At 66.7% G+C, this 18,033-nt stretch carries 14 protein-coding genes and 2 pseudogenes; 12 read left to right on the top strand and 4 right to left on the bottom strand.

Features of this window, described 5'->3' with window-relative positions:
• Positions 1–63 precede the first annotated feature (63 nt).
• The 7 genes and pseudogenes from G6N48_RS26160 (at position 64) to G6N48_RS26135 (ending at position 8,409) form a co-directional block, all read left to right on the top strand.
• Positions 64–1,218 (top strand): thiolase family protein, encoded by a 1,155-nt coding sequence (locus G6N48_RS26160; RefSeq protein ID WP_085269967.1) that lies wholly within the window; start codon positions 64–66, stop codon positions 1,216–1,218.
• 25 nt (positions 1,219–1,243) lie between these two features.
• Entirely contained in the window at positions 1,244–2,464 is a 1,221-nt protein-coding gene (locus tag G6N48_RS26155; protein WP_085269968.1) for a cytochrome P450, read from the top strand.
• 25 nt (positions 2,465–2,489) lie between these two features.
• On the top strand, positions 2,490–3,980 hold the full coding sequence (locus G6N48_RS26150; protein ID WP_085269969.1) for a class I adenylate-forming enzyme family protein: 1,491 nt from the start codon (positions 2,490–2,492) through the stop codon (positions 3,978–3,980).
• Positions 3,977–5,092: pseudogene (locus G6N48_RS28845) on the top strand (acyl-CoA dehydrogenase family protein); the annotation flags it as partial. The gene G6N48_RS26150 and the pseudogene G6N48_RS28845, both read left to right, overlap by 4 nt.
• A 63-nt stretch (positions 5,093–5,155) precedes the next feature.
• Complete coding sequence (locus G6N48_RS28840; protein ID WP_308205323.1) at positions 5,156–6,292, top strand: acyl-CoA dehydrogenase family protein; 1,137 nt, start codon at positions 5,156–5,158, stop codon at positions 6,290–6,292.
• Entirely contained in the window at positions 6,289–7,482 is a 1,194-nt protein-coding gene (locus G6N48_RS26140) for an acetyl-CoA hydrolase/transferase C-terminal domain-containing protein (protein ID WP_085269971.1), read from the top strand. Before G6N48_RS28840 ends, G6N48_RS26140 begins: the two co-directional genes overlap by 4 nt.
• A gap of 15 nt (positions 7,483–7,497) precedes the next feature.
• Entirely contained in the window at positions 7,498–8,409 is a 912-nt protein-coding gene (locus G6N48_RS26135) for an SDR family NAD(P)-dependent oxidoreductase (protein WP_085269972.1), read from the top strand.
• A 13-nt stretch (positions 8,410–8,422) separates the two neighbouring features.
• On the opposite strand, the pseudogene G6N48_RS26130 reads toward G6N48_RS26135, so the two are convergent.
• From G6N48_RS26130 to G6N48_RS26115, 4 genes and pseudogenes are all read right to left on the bottom strand, one after another.
• A pseudogene (locus G6N48_RS26130) lies at positions 8,423–9,156 on the bottom strand (SDR family NAD(P)-dependent oxidoreductase).
• Positions 9,157–9,213: 57 nt separating this feature from the next.
• A complete protein-coding gene (locus G6N48_RS26125; RefSeq protein WP_085269973.1) occupies positions 9,214–10,173 on the bottom strand; it encodes a VOC family protein in 960 nt (319 codons plus the stop codon).
• Positions 10,173–11,384: a CaiB/BaiF CoA transferase family protein gene (locus G6N48_RS26120; RefSeq protein WP_085269974.1), complete on the bottom strand. Its 1,212-nt coding sequence runs from the start codon at positions 11,382–11,384 to the stop codon at positions 10,173–10,175. Before G6N48_RS26120 ends, G6N48_RS26125 begins: the two co-directional genes overlap by 1 nt.
• Entirely contained in the window at positions 11,381–12,874 is a 1,494-nt protein-coding gene (locus G6N48_RS26115; RefSeq protein ID WP_085269975.1) for an aldehyde dehydrogenase family protein, read from the bottom strand. Before G6N48_RS26115 ends, G6N48_RS26120 begins: the two co-directional genes overlap by 4 nt.
• A 114-nt stretch (positions 12,875–12,988) precedes the next feature.
• On the opposite strand from G6N48_RS26115, the gene G6N48_RS26110 reads away from it, so the two are divergent.
• From G6N48_RS26110 to G6N48_RS26090, 5 genes are all read left to right on the top strand, one after another.
• A complete protein-coding gene (locus G6N48_RS26110) occupies positions 12,989–14,194 on the top strand; it encodes an acyl-CoA dehydrogenase family protein (RefSeq protein WP_085269976.1) in 1,206 nt (401 codons plus the stop codon).
• Positions 14,191–15,195 carry an acyl-CoA dehydrogenase family protein gene (locus tag G6N48_RS26105; RefSeq protein WP_085269977.1) on the top strand — a complete coding sequence of 335 codons (1,005 nt, stop codon included), beginning with the start codon at positions 14,191–14,193 and terminating at the stop codon, positions 15,193–15,195. The genes G6N48_RS26110 and G6N48_RS26105 overlap by 4 nt, the downstream gene beginning before the upstream one ends.
• 10 nt (positions 15,196–15,205) lie before the next feature.
• Positions 15,206–16,348 (top strand): acyl-CoA dehydrogenase family protein, encoded by a 1,143-nt coding sequence (locus tag G6N48_RS26100; protein WP_085269978.1) that lies wholly within the window; start codon positions 15,206–15,208, stop codon positions 16,346–16,348.
• Between the two features lie 110 nt (positions 16,349–16,458).
• Positions 16,459–17,199 carry a FadR/GntR family transcriptional regulator gene (locus G6N48_RS26095; protein ID WP_085269979.1) on the top strand — a complete coding sequence of 247 codons (741 nt, stop codon included), beginning with the start codon at positions 16,459–16,461 and terminating at the stop codon, positions 17,197–17,199.
• A complete protein-coding gene (locus tag G6N48_RS26090; protein WP_085269980.1) occupies positions 17,196–18,020 on the top strand; it encodes a PaaI family thioesterase in 825 nt (274 codons plus the stop codon). Before G6N48_RS26095 ends, G6N48_RS26090 begins: the two co-directional genes overlap by 4 nt.
• The last annotated feature ends 13 nt before the right edge of the window (positions 18,021–18,033 follow it).

Here is an 18,033-nt window from a genome sequence, read left to right as displayed (position 1 = left end):
TAAGTCAACGCACGCTCCCGTCGACGGCTGGGTTCGACAGAGGCGCATGCTGAAGGGAACACAATGAGCAGCAGGCCCGAGATCGCCATCATCGGCGTCGGCCTCCACCCGTTCGGGCGGTACGAGGACCGGTCGGCACTGGAGATGGGCGCCGTGGCGATCAGCAGGGCACTGCGCGATGCCGGGGTGGCGTGGTCCGACGTGGGCAGCCTGTACGCGGGCAGCCTCGAGGTGTCCAATCCCGAGGCGGTGACCGGGTTGGCCGGGATGACCGGCCTTCCGGCGCGTGCCACGTTGAGCGGTTGCGCGACCGGAAACTCGCTGTTGACCCTGGCCGCGCGAGACGTGCAACTCGGCGAAGCCGAAATTGCGATCGGCGTCGGGCTGGACAAGCACCCGCGCGGCGCCTTCGGCGCGGACCCTTCGGTGTCGGGGTTGCCGCAGTGGTACGGCGACCAGGGCATGTTCCTGACCACGCATTACTTCGGCACCAAGATCATGCGCTACATGCACGATCACGGCATCACCGAGGAGACCTTGGCCCGCGTTGCCGCCAAGAACTTCGACAACGGAGCGCTGGCGCCGCATGCATGGCGCCGCAAGCCGATGAGCGTCGACGCGATCCTGAGCTCTCCGGTCGTGAACGCACCGCTGCGTCAATACATGTACTGCAACCCGAACGAAGGCGCTGCCGCCGTGGTGGTGTGCCGGGCCGATAAAGCCAAGCACTACACCGACTCTCCGATCTACCTGCGCTCCACCGCGCTGCGCAGCCGCCGCGAAGGCGCTTACGAGCTCCTTCGTACCTCGATCGAGCTGCCGATCATGCCCGGCACTACCGCTGAGGCCGCCCGCGCCGCCTACGAGTTGGCCGGGATAGGTCCCGAGGACGTCGACGTTGCGCAACTGCAAGACACCGACTCGGGGTCCGAAATCATCCACATGGCCGAGACAGGTCTCTGTAAGGACGGCGAACAAGAAGCACTGCTCGCCGACGGCGCCACCAAGATCGGCGGGCGGCTGCCCATCAACACCGACGGCGGGCTGCTGGCCAACGGCGAACCGGTCGGTGCATCCGGCCTTCGCCAGGTCTACGAGCTGGTTCAGCAATTGCGCGGGGCCGCCGGTGACCGCCAGGTACCGAACGATCCGCAGGTCGCGCTGGCCCAGCTGTACGGCGCACCGGGAACCGCAGCTGTCGCCATCTTGTCCAAGTAGCGGCCACCCGAAGGGAGTACTGCCGATGACCGACACCCAGGCGGAATCGCGTCCACGCGCCGAGGTCGACCTCGACCACCACTCGCCCGAGTTCCGCGAGGACCCCTACAGCCGGTTCCGCGAGATGCGCGAATTGGGCTGCCCGGTCGCACATTCCGAGCACTACGAAGGCTTCTGGGCGTTGGTCGACTATGCGTCTGTCTTCGAGGCGGCCCGCAACGACGACCTGTTCAACTCCTATCCGTCGGTGGGTGTGCCGGCCAGCGAGCTGCCGTTGCCGATCCTGCCGATCGAGTCGGATCCTCCCGAGACCCAGGAGCTGCGCGAGGTCACCCTCAAGCGCTTCTCACCGGCTTCGGCGGAGCGGTTCCGCGAGTCCGCCATCGAGATGACCAATGAGGCGATCGATGCCTTCATCGAGCGAGGCGAGTGCGACCTGGTCGGTGAGCTGACAACCCCGCTGCCGGCGCGGTTGATTCTGCGGCTGTTGAACTTCGACGAGTCGCGGTTCATGGACTGGGTCGGCTGGGTGCACACCACCGTGCACGACCGTGCCCACGCCCCGGAGAAGGCCGCAATCGCGGGGATGGAGATGTTCGGCGAGATCGGCAAGCACATGGAGCAGCGCCGGGCCGAGGGACTCGGTGATGACCTGTTCAGCGACATCCTGCGCGGAACGCTGAACGGCAAGCCTCTCGACGACGGTCAGATCACCATGTACACGGTGCTGATGATGCTCGGTGGTATGGACACCACCAGTGGATTCACCGGCAACGTGCTGTTGCGGCTGTGTAAGGACTCCGAGTTGCGCGCTAAGTTCAAGGCCGATCCGAGCCTGGTGAAGAAGTCCACCGATGAGCTGCTGCGCCTCTACACGCCGACTCTCGGCCTGGCGCGCACCGTCTCGCGCGACGCCGACTTCCACGGCCAACACCTGTGCCGGGGCGACCGGGCGATCCTGATGTGGGCTGCCGCGAACCGTGACCCCGCAATGTTCGAGAACCCCGACGAACTCGACCTGGATCGCCCGAATGCCAAGAAGCACATGGCTTTCGGTGTGGGCATGCACCGCTGCCTCGGTTCGCACTATGCCAAGCTGATGTTCGACGTGATGATCACCCAGGTGCTCAAGCGGCTACCCGACTTCGAGTTGGCCGGTGATCCGAAACTGTTCGAGGACGCGGGCGAGGTGTACGCCGTGCGCGAACTGCCGGTCAGTTTCACGCCCGGGCCGCGGGTGGGCTGACGGCCGGCCGGGACGGGAGAACACGGTGACGGCTGGCACCATCGCCGGGCTGCTGGATGAGTGCGCCGCCGGCCGACCGGATCGTCCGCTGCTGCGCGACGTCGACGGCGAGACACTCACCATCTCGCAGGTAGCCGCGCTGGCGTCGGCCGCCGCGGAATGGTTGGCAGATGCCGGTGTGCGCCCCGGCATGACGGTCGCCTGGCAGCTGCCCTCAAACGTCAACGCCGCGGTGGTGATGCTTGCGCTGGCCCGCATGCCCGTTACGCAGGCCCCGGTGTTGCACCTCTATCGGTGCCGCGAGGTGTGCGCGGCGGTCGACGTCGCACGCGCGGACATCCTGCTGGTCGACGAGTCGACGACCGCCAATGCCGCACCTGGGCTACCGACAATCACGGTCCCCGCCGACTTTGTCCGCCGGCTCCAGACGTCGCCGGCCGTAAGCGCCGAGTACGAAGCGCCCCACCGCGCAGCGGAGCCGCGCTGGGTGTACTTCACGTCGGGCACCACCGGGCGCCCGAAAGCCGTGCGCCACACCGACACCACCTTGCTCAGCGCCGCCCGCGGTTATGTCGCGCATCTCGGCGTGGGCAGCCATCCGCGGGAAGTCGGCACGATCGCCTTTCCCATCTGCCACATCGGCGGCATGGTCTACCTCGCAACCGCTCTGTTCGGCGACTTTCCCGTGGTGCTCATCCCCAAAGTTTCCGCAGGCGACCTGCCCCGGGTGCTCGCGGAACATCAGGTGACGGTGACCGGAGCTAGCACCGCGTTCTACCAGATGCTGCTGGCCGCCCAGATGGCCGCGCCGACAACCGAATTGCTGGTGCCGTCGCTGCGGATGCTGATCGGCGGGGGTGCCCCGTGTCCGCCCGAGGTGCACCGACAGGTGCGTGAACACCTACGCGTTCCGGTCGTGCATGCCTACGGAATGACCGAGGCGCCGATGATCTGCGTCAGCGAGGCCACCGACACCGACGAGCAACTGGCCAACAGCGCGGGCCGGCCCATCCCTGGATCGCAGGTGCGGATCGCAGCGAGCGGCGAGATCGAGCTGCGTGGCGACAACCTGACACCGGGATATCTGCAGCACGACCAGTGGGCCGACGCACTCACCGCCGACGGGTGGTTCCGCAGCGGCGACCGGGGCCACCTTCGCCCGGACGGGCGAATCGTGGTCACCGGCCGCACCAAGGATTTGATCATTCGCAAGGGCGAGAACGTAGCCCCTGACGAGATCGAGAACGAACTGCTGGCCCACCCCCTGGTCGACGAGATCGCCGTGCTCGGCCAGGCCGACGAACTGCGCGGCGAGTTGGTGTGCGCGGTCGTGCGCCGTTCGCCACGCCATCGCGACGTCACCCTCGACGAGCTCTGCACGTTCCTCGACCAACGCGGGCTGATGAAGCAGAAGTGGCCCGAGCGGCTCGTCCTGGTCGACGAGTTCCCGCTGACGGGGCTCGGCAAGGTCGCCAAGTCCGAGCTGGCCCGGCAGATCGCAGGAGGAACCCGATGACGGCGTTGTCCGCTGACGAGCGTCAGGAACTTGCGCAATCGGTGCGCTCCGCCTGTGAGCGACTGGCATCCGAGGACCGAGTGCGCGCCGTCGCATACGGCGAGGGCGGCCGCGGCGGAGACGGGCATTCCGGGTTCGACACGGTGCTGTGGGACGTGCTGTGCAACCAGGTGGGGGTGGCCGCCATCGCGCTGCCCGAGCAACTGGGCGGTGCAGGTTACGGCGTGTCCGTGCTGGGTGTGGTCGCTCACGAACTCGGCCGCGCGCTGGCCCCGGTGCCGTTCGTCAGTTCCACGGTGCTGGCCACCGGCCTGCTGCTCGACTTGACCGAGCGCGATCCCGATGCTGACAAGCGGCTCACCGGTCTGATCGAGGGTCGCCGCACCGCGGCCGCAGCGCTCACGGGCGACGGCGGGTTGTGGCGTCGGTCCGCGGTGACGCTGAGCGCCGCCCGCACCGGGGACGACTGGAACATCGACGGCACGGTGCGCCACGTGCTGGGCGGGTCCGCTGCCGACGACCTCGTTGTGGTCGCCATCGACGAACACGGCGAGCCGGCGCTGTTCCTGCTCGACCCCACCGTCGACGGTGTCGTCGCCGAGGCCGAACGGGTCCTCGACGGCACCAGGCCGATGGCCACCATCACGCTCAGCGCGGCGCCGGCACTGCGGCTGTCTGGCGACGGCCCCATCGACGACGTCGTCGACCGCAACGTCGACATTGCACTGGCGGTGTTGTCGGCCGAACAGGTGGGCGCGTGCGAACGGGTGCTCGAGATCGCCACCGAATACGCCCGCACCCGCGAACAGTTCGGTCGGCAGATCGGCAGCTTTCAGGCCATCAAGCACAAGTGCGCCGACATGCTGGTCGATCTCGAGTGGGCACGGTCGGCCTCGCAGGCGGCCCTGGATGCCCTGGACGGTTCGGATACCGCGGTCGCCGGCGAAGCGGGCTGGCGCGCGAGCATGGCGAAGGCGGTGTGCTCGGAGGCGCTGTGCAACGCCGCGAAAGCGAACGTCCAGATTCACGGCGGCATCGGCTTCACCTGGGAGGATGCCGCGCACCTGTACTTTCGGCGCGCCCGCACGGACGAGGTGGTGTTCGGCAGCCCAGCTCAACACTGGGATCGGCTGTCTGCGCTGGACCCGTCGACTCAGCCGCCGGCGTCGCCAGAAGTGACGAAAGACCTGAACGACGTCGACGCCCTACGCGCGGAGATCCGCTCGTTCCTGCACGAGGCACCGCGGCCGGCCGGTCTGCGTAACTACGGGCCCACACCCACTGCGGACGACGTCGAACCCGGCCGGATCTGGCACCGATACCTGGCCGACCACGGCTACGCCTGCCTGCACTGGCCGCGTGAGTTCGGCGGTGCCGCAGCGACAGTCACGTACCAGGCCGTCTTCGCCGAGGAATGCGCACGAGCCGACGTGCCCCGTCAGCTCAACATCACCGGCGCCGACCTGGTCGGACCGGTGCTGATCAAGTTCGGCAGCCAGGAGCAGAAGGATCGCTACCTGGAGCCGATCAGAGTGGGCGACGACGTCTGGTGTCAGCTCTTCTCCGAGCCGGGCGCCGGCTCAGACCTCGCCGGCGTGCGCACCCGGGCCGAGCGCACCGCCATGGGCTGGCGGATCGATGGTCAGAAGGTGTGGAGTTCGGCCGCCGCCTCGGCCCGCTTCGGCCTGCTGCTCGCCCGCACCGGTCCGGACAAGCACCGGGATCTGTCGATGTTCATCGTGCCCATGGACATCCCGGGGGTCATGGTGCGCCCGCTGATGCAGATGGACGGCGAAAGCAAGTTCAACGAAGTCTTCTTCGATGGAGCCGAACTCGGCGAAGACGCCCTGATCGGTGACGTCGGCCAGGGCTGGACCGTGGCGATGGTGACGCTGGGCCGTGAGCGCCTGACGTTGGGTTCCCAAGCGGTATCGATGTTCCGGATGCACGAGCGCATGGTCGATGCGGCCCGTGACCACGACCTGCTCGACCCCGTGTTGTCGAGGTCGATGACCCGGTTATGGGCGAGGATGTGGCTGCTGCGCTACACCTGGCAGCGCGCCATCGACTCCGGTGACCTCACGTCGCCGGCCTTCTCGGTGCTGAAGTTGATGACCTCGGAAACCGATCAGGACCTCGGGGACATGGCCACCGAAGTTCTGGGCACCGACGCGTGCACCGACCCAGCGGACGACGGGCTGGTGCACCACATGCTGGTCGGGCGGGCGCAGACGATCCTGGGCGGCACCAGCGAGATCCAGCGCAATATCCTCGGCGAGCGGGTGCTCGGGCTTCCCAAAGAGCCTCGATGACAACAGCTTTGACCACAACTGAGTTGACCGTAGCGCTGCGCGCCGCGCTGCGCCCCGGAATGACAGTGGCCCTCGGCGACGGGGTGGGCGCACTGCGCTGCCTCGACGACGGCGGGTCGGTCGGAGCGGCGCTGAGCGCCGCCGCCGGCGAGGTGGGCTCGGTGCGCCTGGTACTGGGCTGGCTGCCCGCCCCGATCGACGGCCTCGACACAGACGCATTCGCCGAAGTCATTGCGTTGATGCCCGGTTGGGGCGTGCGTGACGTATTGCGCAGCTCGACGGTGCGATTCCTGCCGACGCGGCTGGCCGCGATTCCCGCTCTGCTGGCTGACGTGTTGCGGCCTCAGGTGCTGCTCACCCGGCTGGTACGCCGGAATGATTTGCTGCAGTTCGGCACCGAGGTCTCGTGGCAACGCGCGGCGATCCGCAACGGCACAAGGGCACTCGCGATCATAGACACCTCGGCGCCCGGGGCGGATGCCGAGCCTGGACTCGACCCGTCGGAAGTCGAAGTGCTCGGAACCGTCGGGAGCGGACCGGTGCGAGTGCCGCAGCGCGAGCCGGAACCGATTCACGACGCCCTCGCCGACACGGTACTTTTGCTGCTGCCCAAAGGCGCCCGGGTCCAGTACGGGCCAGGCCAGCTCGGCACCGCACTGCTGCGCCGGGCACAGGTGCCGTTGCATATCGACACCGGGTTACTCACCGACGCCGTCGTCGACCTCGACAGGCGCGGCCTGCTGGCGGGTACACCGTCGGCTACGTATCTCCTGGGCAGCGACGCTCTCTACGACTGGGCCGATGGACGCCGGATTCTGCGCGGCCTCGACTACACCCACGACCTTGCCCGGCTGTCGCGCGGGTCACCGCTGGTCGCAGTGAACACCGCCATCGAGATCGACCCATACGGGCAGATCAACGTCGAGGGTTTGGGCGACAAGGTGATCGGTGGAATCGGCGGGCATCCCGACTATTGCGCCGCCGCGAGGATGAGCTGCGGCGGTCTGTCGATCATCGCCGTTCCAACTCAGGTGAACGGACGCTCGCCGCTCGTCGAGCAGCTCAGCCGGCCTGCGTCCACACCCGCCTACGACGTGGACGTCATCGTCACCGAGTCCGGATACGTCGACCTGCGCGCAGCAGACTGGTCGCAACGCCGGCAACTCATCGCCGAATTGTTCTCGAAGTGAGAGGGATAACGAGCAATGCCTGAAGGCCCGCTGACCGGCAAGGTCGTTTTGGTGACGGGCGGCGGCCGGGGAATCGGCCGCGCCCACTGTCTCGAGTTGGCCAAGCAGGGCGCAGCCGTCGTTGTGAACGATCCAGGTGTCGGCAGGGATGGCTCAAGCGGCGACGGGGAGGGCCCCGCGGCCGACGTTGTCGCCGAAATCGAGGCGTCCGGCGGTAAGGCGATTGCACATACGGGTTCGGTGTCGGCATGGGATGACGTCGCCCACATGATCTCCACCGCCGTCGACACTTTCGGCTCGCTCACCGGCGTGGTGAATAATGCAGGCATCCTGCGTGATTCCATGGTCGCCGCCTCCAGCGAGGCCGATTGGGACGCCGTCATCGCGGTACATCTGAAAGGCACCTTCGCGCTCACCCGACATGCCTGCGAGTACTGGCGTGCGCAGTTCAAGGCGGGCAGCCCGATTGACGCCCACATCGTCAACACGGTGTCCGGCGCGGGGTTGTGGGGCAATGTCGGGCAGAGTGCGTATGGTGCGGCCAAGGCCGCGATCGCCAACCTGACCGTCGTTACCGCGATGGAGGCGCAGCGTTATGGTGTTGCAGTCAATGCGATTTCCCCCCTGGCGATGTCGCGGATGACAGCGGATGTGTTCGGTGGCCGTGCCGACGATCCCGCGCTGGATCCTGCACGCAGCTCCGCCGTGGTCGCATGGCTGCAGTCCGCGCAGTCGTCCTGGCTCACCGGGCAGATCCTGCGCATCAACGGCGACAAGCTGACCCGCATCGGGGGATACACCGAGTTTCCGGCCGCATATCACGCCAAAGATGGTTCTTCCCTGACCTTTTCGGAGATCGGACAGGCTGTCAGCTGGCTGTACGGGACCTCTCCCCGCGGGTTGGCCGGGCCGCTGCCGACGGCCTGAACTTCGAAGGAGATTACGGCGCCCCGCCATCGGCGTAGATGGTCTGTCCAGTGACGAAAGCGCAGATATCCGACAGCAGGAAGGCGATCAGCGCGCCGATCTCGTCGGGCTGGCCGGGGCGACCGAGCGCGGCGTCGAACCCGAAGTCCTCCACCAGCGCCCGCTCGAGGGCTTCGTCGTAGGGATAGCCCTTGCTTTCGGCAACGTATCCGCGAATGGCATGCAGCGCATCAGTTTCCACTGCACCGGGGGCTATGCTGTTGGCCCGGATACCCGATCTTCCGTGTGTACGAGCGATGCCGCGGGTGAACGTCGCAACGGCTGCCTTGAGGCTCGCATACGGCAGCCTCGGCCGTGCGGTGAGCGTGCCGAGTACGCGGCGGTGGTCACGATCGCGCCCCCGTTGACCGCGAGGTGCGGCAGCGCGGCTTGCACACTGCGGGTGGTCGCCAGCAGGACGTCGTGAAACGCGGTGTCCCAGGCGTCGTCGTCGGCGTCGATGGGCATCATCCCGGCGGTGCCCATCGTGATGGCGATGCCGTCGAGTCGGCCAAGTATCCGGACCGCTTCGTCGACGGCGGCCACCGCGGCTCCAGCTTGGCTCACGTTGAAAGCCAGGCTGTGCGCCGATTCCGCGCCGGCGGCCGCGAGTTCTTCCGCGGCGTTCTTGCCCCTGTCGGCGTCGCGCCCGACCACCACGACCGACGCACCCTCGCGCGCCAGCGCGCGTGCTGCCGCCAGTCCCATGCCGGCCGTTCCGCCGACGACGACATAGCTCTTGCCGCGTACGTGCAGATCCAACGCTCAACCCCTTACTGCGGCTGGACCGAAGTATTTCAGCGGCCTCTCCACGAATTCGAATACGACCCCGTCGGGCGAGCGCAGGAAAGAGATGTACAGCCCCTCGATCTTGGTCCCCGGCAGCGGGCACCACACCGGATCACCCATCACCTCAACAGAGTTCGGAACCAATGACATCGCCGCCTCGGTATTCTCCACCCGCAGCGCGCAGCGGTACAGCCCTTGATGGTTCCCGCCCCACGGCACCGGGTCCGCCTTGCGGGTGTCGGGATGTTCTACGATGGTGAGGCTGAACTGGTGCGCGTCCTCAGCAAGTGCGTAGCGCGACACCGCGCATTTGACGGCATCGGGTGACCCGCCGGGCGCGAGTTGGTCGCCGCCGACCTCGACGCGTGCCGGCCCCTCAACCTGATCGAAGCCGATCGCGGTGAGGAATTCCCCGGTGGCCACCGCGTCGATGGCGGCGACGCGGATTCCGGCGAACACCGCCCCCGGCTTGTCGCTCGGGGCTTGGGCGAACTCGATGACCGCGCCGTCGGGGTCGAGCGCGAGAACTGACTTGGCGCCCGAGATCAGGCCGTCGACCGGCCCGCCCACGGTGATGCCGGCTGCGCGCAACGCTGTGACGGTTGCATCGAGATCGGCCACGGTCAGCAGCGTCGACCGGATGCCGGGACGAGTCGGGTCGCTGTTCGGGTCGGCTTTCAGCGCCGGGCTGTGAAACTCGATGGCCTCCAAAGCACAGCCGGCGCGGGCGCCTCGTGAGTCGTAGAGAAACGACGTCTCACAGAAGGTTTCGTCGCCGTCGATGCCGAGGATGCTGCCGTCGGTCGGAACTCTGGGATCGGTGCGCATTCGCGCCGAGAGCCCGAGCTGCCTGACATAGAGGCCTTCGGTGGCGTCCAGCGAGGAACAATTGAGGTTGACGTGCAGGAAGCGCCGCGCGAGTTCCTCGGAACCCACTACAGCACAACCGAATTGATTTTGAACTCGATTATTTCGTCCTCACTGAACCCGAGTTCGGCCAGTAGCGCGTCGGTGTGCTCACCGTGGCCCGGCGCACACCTGAGGTCCAAGGGTGTCTCGTCGAACTGCACGGGACTGGCCGCCAGCGCGAACTTGTTGTCGTTCGCATCGGTGACTTTGGGCAGATACCCATTGGCGATCACCTGTGGATCGCTGTGCACCTCGTGCGCGGTGTGCATGACGTCCCACACCCCGTCGAAACCGGCAAATGCCTTCTCCCAGTGTGAAAGATCTTCGGACTCAAAGGCGCTGCGCAACTCACCGATGCACTCCTGACGGTTGCCGAACCTCACCACCGCGTTGGCGAACCGCTCGTCCTCAATCAGGTCGGTGCGGCCCAGCCGTGTACAGAAGTCCGCCCAGAATCGGTCGGCTTGCAGCAGCACGAAGGCGATGAACCGGTCGTCGCGGGTCTTGTAGATGCTGGCCACCGGGTTGGGCATCTCGTCCAGGTTGAACTTCGGGATGTCCTGACCGGTGACGCCTGAACCGACGATGTCCGGACCCAACTGCCAGATCGCGGCGTTGAGCAGCGACACGTCGACCACCGACGGTTCGCCGGTGCGCTCGCGTTTCACCAGGGCCGCGGCGATGCCGCCCGCGATGGCGAGGCCGCCATAGGAGTCACCGAATGCCGGCCGCTGGATCGGCGGGTATGAGCCGTCGCCGGCGGAATAGGCGTCGCCGATGCCGCCGCGCGCCCAGTAGGCGGCCAGGTCGAAGCCGCCTTGCGAGGCGAGGTCGCCGCGGGTGCCGTAGCCGTGCCCGCGGGCATAGATGATCTTTGGGTTGCGCGCCCGCACCTGCTCGACGTCGATTCCCATCCGCTGGCGCGAATCCGGCAGCAGATTCGTGACGAAGACGTCGGCGGTTTCGAGCAGCTTCATCAGCAGCTCGAGCCCGTCCGGGGTCGAGGTGTCCAGCCCAATGCTGCGCTTGCCGCGATTCGGTTGCTCGATGAAGTGGTTCACTCCCCCTGCGGCGGTGACGATCCCGGAGCTGATCAGGCCGCGCTGCGGGTCACCGGTCTCGGGGTGCTCGATCTTGATGACGTCGGCACCCCAATCGGCCAGCACCGCGCCGGCGGCCGGAACAAACGTCCACGCCGCCAGCTCAACGACGCGTATTCCGCTGAGAATGTCGCTCACAGGGGGTATCCGATCGTCTTGGTCTGCAAATGCTGCTCGAAGCCCTCGATGCCGTTCTGCCTGCCGATACCGCTCATCTTGTAGCCACCGAAGGGGGCGTCGGCGCCGTAGTACATGCCGCTGTTGATCATCAGTGAGCCGGTGCGGATGCGGCGGGCGACGGCCATGGCGCGCTCGTCGGAGCCCATGATGCCGCCGGCCAGGCCGTAGGTGGAGTTGTTGGCCAACTCGACGGCGCCGTCGTCACCCCCGTCGTACGGCGTGATGGACAGCACCGGCCCGAACACTTCCTCCTGGAAGATCGTGTGGTCCGGCGCGACGTCGGCAACGACGGTCGGTGCCATGAAGTAGCCGCGGTCCAGGCCGTCGGGCACGCCGCCACCGACGGTGACGCGGCCTCCGTCACGCTTGGCTGTCTCGATGTAGTTCAGCACCCGGGCCTGTTGCTTGGCCGAGACCAGCGGCCCGCAGAAGGTGTTCGGGTCCGAGGGGTCACCCACGGTGACAGCGCCGAAGGTGGCGGTGACGACCTCGACGGCCTGGTCGTAATGCGAACGCGGCACCAGCATCCGGGTGGCCAGCGCGCAACCCTGCCCGGAATGCATCAGCGCGCCGATACAGCCGGGCAGCGCCGTGGCCATGTCGGCATCGTCGAGTACCAGGTACGCCGACTTGCCGCCCAGTTCGAGCATGTTGCGCTTCATGGTGTCGGCCGAGAGCCGCTGGATGAGCTTGCCGACCGCAGTTGATCCGGTGAAGGAGACCATGTCAATCCGCGGGTCGGTGGCAAGCACCTGGGCGATGTCGTTGTCGGACGCCGGGACGATGTTGACGACACCGGCCGGGATGTCGGTCTTCTCGGCAATGATTCGACCCCACCGCAGCGCGCTCCACGGCGTCTCCATGGCCGGCTTGAGCACCATCGTGTTGCCGGTGGCCAGAATCTGGCCCACCTTGTTGCTGATGATCTCGAACGGGAAGTTCCACGGCGTGATGGCGCCGACGACACCCATCGGTTCCTTGACCACGACGCGGTTGTACGGCACGCCCATCTTCGCGTCCTGATCGAGCATCCGCTCCCACTGGAAGGTCGAGATCAGCTGGGCCGGCCACCGGACGGCGTCGGCCAGAGGCCACCCCATCTGTGCGATGTGGGTCATCCCCACCGTCGCGCCGACCTCGGCGATCAGCTCGGCGCGGATATCTTCGGCTTCCTCTTGCAGCGCGTCGTGCAACTGCATAAGGCAGCGCTGACGGAACTCGTGGTTGACCGACCAGTCGGTGGTGTCGAAGGCGCGCCGCGCAGCGGCGATGGCCTCCTCCATGTCTTCGGCGCCGGCGTCGGTGGCGAGCCCGAGCACTTCCTCGTTAGCCGGATTGATGTTGTCGACGGTCTTCCCGGTCGACGAATCCCGCAGCCGACCGTCGATAAAAAGCCTGGCCTCGGGATTGAACGGGACAGTTGTCGCGGCGACCGGTGAAGCCGTCATTGGCGCTCCCTCTCGCAGAATTGTCGGCGTGGGCTAGTGTACCTTGTTATAGATAACTGTTTAGCGGATTCAGCCCCGGCTGGCGAACGCGATTACCAACGGAAGGGCAGCCAGTTGTCCGCCCCTGTCGATAGCGCCCTGCATAGCGGTCGCCACCCCGAATATTTGACCAGCCTCGCGGCTTACCGCGAGGACTTCCGGCGTTACCTGCGCAATTTGACGACAGCCGACGAGTGGCGCGCGGCCGCGTTCGCCAGCGCCGAGGACGGGCTTGCGCACGACGCCACGGTGATGGCCAGGTTGAACGCCGACGGCTGGAACCGTTACGGCTGGCCGGAGGCCGCGGGTGGATTGGGCGGCAACGAGATTCACCGTGCGGTCTACTACGAGGAGCTCGGCCACGCGATGCTGCCCATTCCGGCCCAACACTGGACGCTGGAGACGCTCGGCCCCGCCCTGCTGAAGTTCGCCCCCCGTCTGGCCGCGGCATATCTGCCGGGTTACCTCAGCGGCGCCGAGTGGTGGGGTCAGAGTTTTTCCGAACCCGAGTCGGGCAGCGACCTGGCCAGCCTGCGCACCCGCGCGGTCGACGACGGGGCCGGAGGATTCGTCGTCAACGGCCAGAAGATCTGGACCAGCCAAGGGCCCACCGCCACGCGGCTGCTGGCGTTGGTCCGCACCGGAACACCCGAGAGCCGCCACCGCGGGCTGACGATGATCATGGTCGACGCCGACGCGCCGGGCGTCACCATTCGCCCGATCGCGCTGGCCAGCGGGCGACGCGAACTGGCCGAGGTGTTCTTCGACGACGTCCGCGTCGACCGTGAACGCGTGGTCGGCGACGTCGACGGCGGCTGGGCCGTGGCGATGCATCTGATGCAGTACGAACGCGGTATGTACGGCTACGCGGTGCTCAACAAGGTGCTCACCGAATTGGGCCGATTGCGTGAGCACATGGTGGCCGCCGGCGCTCCCGACGCCCAACGCCAGCGCTTCGCCAGGGTATATGTCGACGTGGCGGCCGCCCAGGCACGCACCGCTACCACCGTGCGCCGATTGGCCGCGGGCGAGGCGGTCGGCGCCGACAGCAGCATCGACAAACTGCTGTTCGGCCGCGCCGAGAAAGAGGTCAACGACCTCATCCTGGAAATCGAGCGGGAGCACCTGATCGCCGGCATGCGCCGCGGCGGCGCCGAACTGGACACCGCGCGGGCCGAGTGGTGGTACTCGCGGGCCGCCACGGTGATGGGTGGCACCGCCGAAGTGCAGCGCGGCATCATCGCCGACCACCTGCTCGGGCTGCCCAAGGAGAAACGATGAGCCAGCAGGCGGTTGACGGGTCGTGGCAGATGGTCGAGGATGCGGTGTTTCGCCTCTTCGAGGAGCTGGCGGGCAAGCGCGCCGGTGAACACCTCGCGATCGGTGGGCGGCTGACCGAGTTGGGCTGGTCGGAGATCGAGGCCGAGTATCCCGTCGAGGCGTGCGAGTTGTTGTTCCGCGCCCAAGGCAGATCACTGGCCCTGACGGACTGCCTGGACCGCGTCATGTTGGCCGAACTGGCCGGAGTGCTTGACGGTCCCGTAGCTCACGTTCTGCTGCCGGACTTGTCCACCAATTGCATGCCGGGTTTCGACGCCGACCAAGTCTCGGGCATCGTCCTGGGACCGCTGGAAGGCCGCATCGTGGTCCCTGTAGCCGGGCCGAATAGCACCGTGTCGGTGGCAGTGGTCGACGCGTCGCGCCTTGACGGCCGGCGTCTGGACACCTTCGATGCTTCGACGCATTGGACAGGGGTGAGCGGATCGATCGACACCCCGCCGGTCGAGGCCACCAACGAATGGAAGAACGCCGTCACAGCGGCCCGTCGGGCGCTGGCCACCGAACTGGTGGAACTGGCCGAGCAGGCGCTGCGCATCGCGGTCGAGCACGTCAGCGTGCGCGTCCAGTTCGGCGCACCGATCGGGTCATTCCAATCGCCGCGGCATGCACTGGCCGATGCCTCGGCGGTGCTGGCAGGCGCGCGGGCGCTGCTGGGCGAGGCATGGCGAGATGGCGGCGAACTGTTGGCGCTGGCCGCCAAGGCCGCCGCCGGCCGGGCGCACCGCGCCGTCAGCGACGTGGCGCTGCAAGTGTGCGGGGCAATCGGACTGACCGCCGAGCACGACCTGCATCGCTATGTCACTCGCGGATTCCAGGTCGACGCGCTCTGCGGGTCGCACGATCAGCTCGAAGGGCTACTCGCCGAGCGGCTCTTCGAGGACTCCGACGAGGGCTGGGCACCCGGCCGCGCACTACCCGCCGTCGTCACGTGGACCGATTAAAAGGAAGCCCATGCGCCGCAACATCTTCGATGGAATCCACGACGAGTTCCGGGCCACCGCCAGGAGCTTCTTCGAGCGCGAATGCGTGCCGAACGTAGAGAAGTGGGAACGCGACGGCAAGGTGAGCCGCGAGGCCTGGCTGGCCGCAGGCGAACACGGATTGATCGGCTGGGAGTTCGACGAAAAGTACGGCGGCCTTGGCGTCAAGGACTTCCGGTTCAACCAGATCATCTCCGAGGAGATGTTTCTGACCGGCTCGGTCGGCATCGGCCTCGGCGTGCAGAACGACATCCTGGTGCCGTACCTCAACGACCTGACCACCGAGGAGCAGAAGGAACGCTGGCTGCCCAAGTTCGTCTCCGGCGAGTACATCGGATCCATCGCGATGTCCGAACCCGCGGCCGGGTCCGACCTGGCCGGCATCAAGACCACCGCACGCGACGAGGGCGACCACTGGGTGGTCAACGGCCAGAAGACCTTTATCAGCAACGGCCTGCTGTCCAAGCTGGTGCTGACGGCCGTGAAGACCGATCCGTCGGCCCGGCACAAAGGCATCAGCCTGCTGATGATCGAGGACGGGATGGAGGGTTTCACCCGCGGCCGCAAGCTCGACAAAATCGGCCAATACTCCGCCGACACCGCCGAATTGTTCTTCGAAGATGTCAAGGTGCCCAAGGACAACCTGGTGGGAGAGCTCAACCGCGGCTTCTACCATCTGGTCTCCAACCTGCCCAGCGAGCGGGTCGGCGTAGCGTGCTACGCGCTGCCGGCCGCCCGCCGCGCGCTCGACCTGACCAAGGCCTACGCGCTGGAGCGCACCGCGTTCGGTCAGCCGATCGGCAAGTTTCAGGTCAATAGGCACTTCCTCGCCGAAATGCAGACCAAACTCGACGCCGCCCAGACTTACCTCGATCAGTGCGTGCTCTCGGTCAACGACGGCACTCTGAGCGATCAGGACGCCGCCGGGCTGAAGTGGTGGACCTCGGAAGTGCAGTGGGAGATCATCGACCGCTGCCTGCAGCTGCACGGCGGCTACGGCTACATCAACGAGTACGAAGTGGCGAGGCTCTGGCGGGATTCGCGGGTGCAACGCCTCTACGCCGGCACCACCGAGATCATGAAGGACCTCATGGGAAGGGCAATGGGGTATTAAAGGGTGATGTTGCTAACTGACAGTCACCAATTCCCGGCTCGACCGGCCGATTCGGATAACCTGCTAAATGGTTAGTTGATTCGCATATTCGCATAGCGGTGGAGGTTGCAATGGAGGTCACCAGTCTTCGGGAACCGAAGATGGCCGATCGGGTGGCCACAGTGCTGAGGCGGATGTTTATCCGCGGCGAGATCACCGAAGGCACCATGTTGCCGCCGGAATCGGAGCTGATGGAGCGTTTCGGCGTGTCCCGGCCAACGCTGCGGGAAGCGTTCCGCGTGCTCGAGTCGGAGTCGCTGATCCAGGTTCAGCGTGGGGTACGCGGCGGGGCCCGCGTCACCCGCCCCCAGCGCGAGACACTCGCCCGCTACGCCGGGTTGATCCTCGAATACGAAGGCGTCACGGTCAAGGACGTCTACGACGCACGAGTGACGCTCGAGGTTCCGATGGTCGAGCAGTTGGCCAAGGACCGCAATCCCACGGTGATCGCCGAACTCGAGCAGATCGTCGAACGCGAATCGCAGCTGAATCCCGGCGGCGAAGCCGTCGATCAGCTCACCGACTTCCACGCCGCAATCGCGCGGTTGTCCGGCAACAGCACCCTACAAATCGTCAGCGACATGCTGCATCACATCATCGAGAAGGCCAACCGGTCGCTGCAGCCCACCAAGGGCACTCGCGCCGAGCAGGCGGTCCGCCGCTCGGCGAAGACGCACCGGATGGTGCTGGACTTGATCAAGGACGGCGACGCCGAAAAGGCCGGCCAGCTCTGGAAGCGGCACCTGCAGAAGGCAGAAGAGTTCGTCTTGACCGGCGCCGAATTGTCCACCGTCGTTGACCTTCTCGAATGACCGGGGTCGACGAACAGGTAAACGAGCACGATCTCGAGACACCCGACTCGATACAGGTCCGGTTCGGTATCGAATACGTCGAATCCGACCCGCCCGAGGCCACAGCCGTGCTGTCGATGCCGATGCACCGATTCCGCAATCCTTGCACCGACGCTCCCACTGTGGGCCCTCTGGCGATCCTCGTCGACGCCGCTGCCGGGATCGTCAACCATTACCGCAGACGGCCAGGCCAGTGGACGGTGTCAAGCGAGCTGTCGATGGACCTCAGCCCCGACGTCGGTGACCTCGACGGCCCGGTGCTGGCCAGCGCGCATTCGCCGGGTCCGCTGGGTGCCACGTCGCTGGGCATCTGCAGGCTGACCTATCGCGGCACGGTCATCGGCATAGGCATAGTGCGGTCGTTCTTCATCGACGCCGGCGACGTCGTCCCCCAGCAACGGCCGGAGACGCTGCACCGGTCGGGCGAGACCTCTTTCGCCGACCTGATGGCGGTACAAGTTACGCAGGATGGTCCGGCGACGGTGCTGGCGCAGCGGGTCGACCGCAACCTGAACAACGACATCGACATCGTGCACGGGGGCGTCGCCGCCGCCGGCCTGGAGCTCGCGGCATCGGCGGCGATCAACCGGGACCCCTTTGACGGTCTGCTGCAGACGGGATCATTACGGGTGAACTTTCTTCGTCCGTTTTTCGCCGGCACCGAATCCCGCTATGAGGGCACGACGATGCGGATAGGCCGCAACACCGGTGTGAGCGATGCGCAGGCCATCGGCGACGACGGCAAGGTGGCGATCACCGCGCGAGTGACCGCCTACCGCTGACTGATTCCCGCGC

This window comes from Mycobacterium parmense, from assembly GCF_010730575.1.
Classification (GTDB): Bacteria; Actinomycetota; Actinomycetes; order Mycobacteriales; family Mycobacteriaceae; genus Mycobacterium; species Mycobacterium parmense.
The sequence above is the reverse complement of the archived record's forward strand: the minus strand, read 5'-3'. Positions and strand labels throughout refer to the sequence as shown.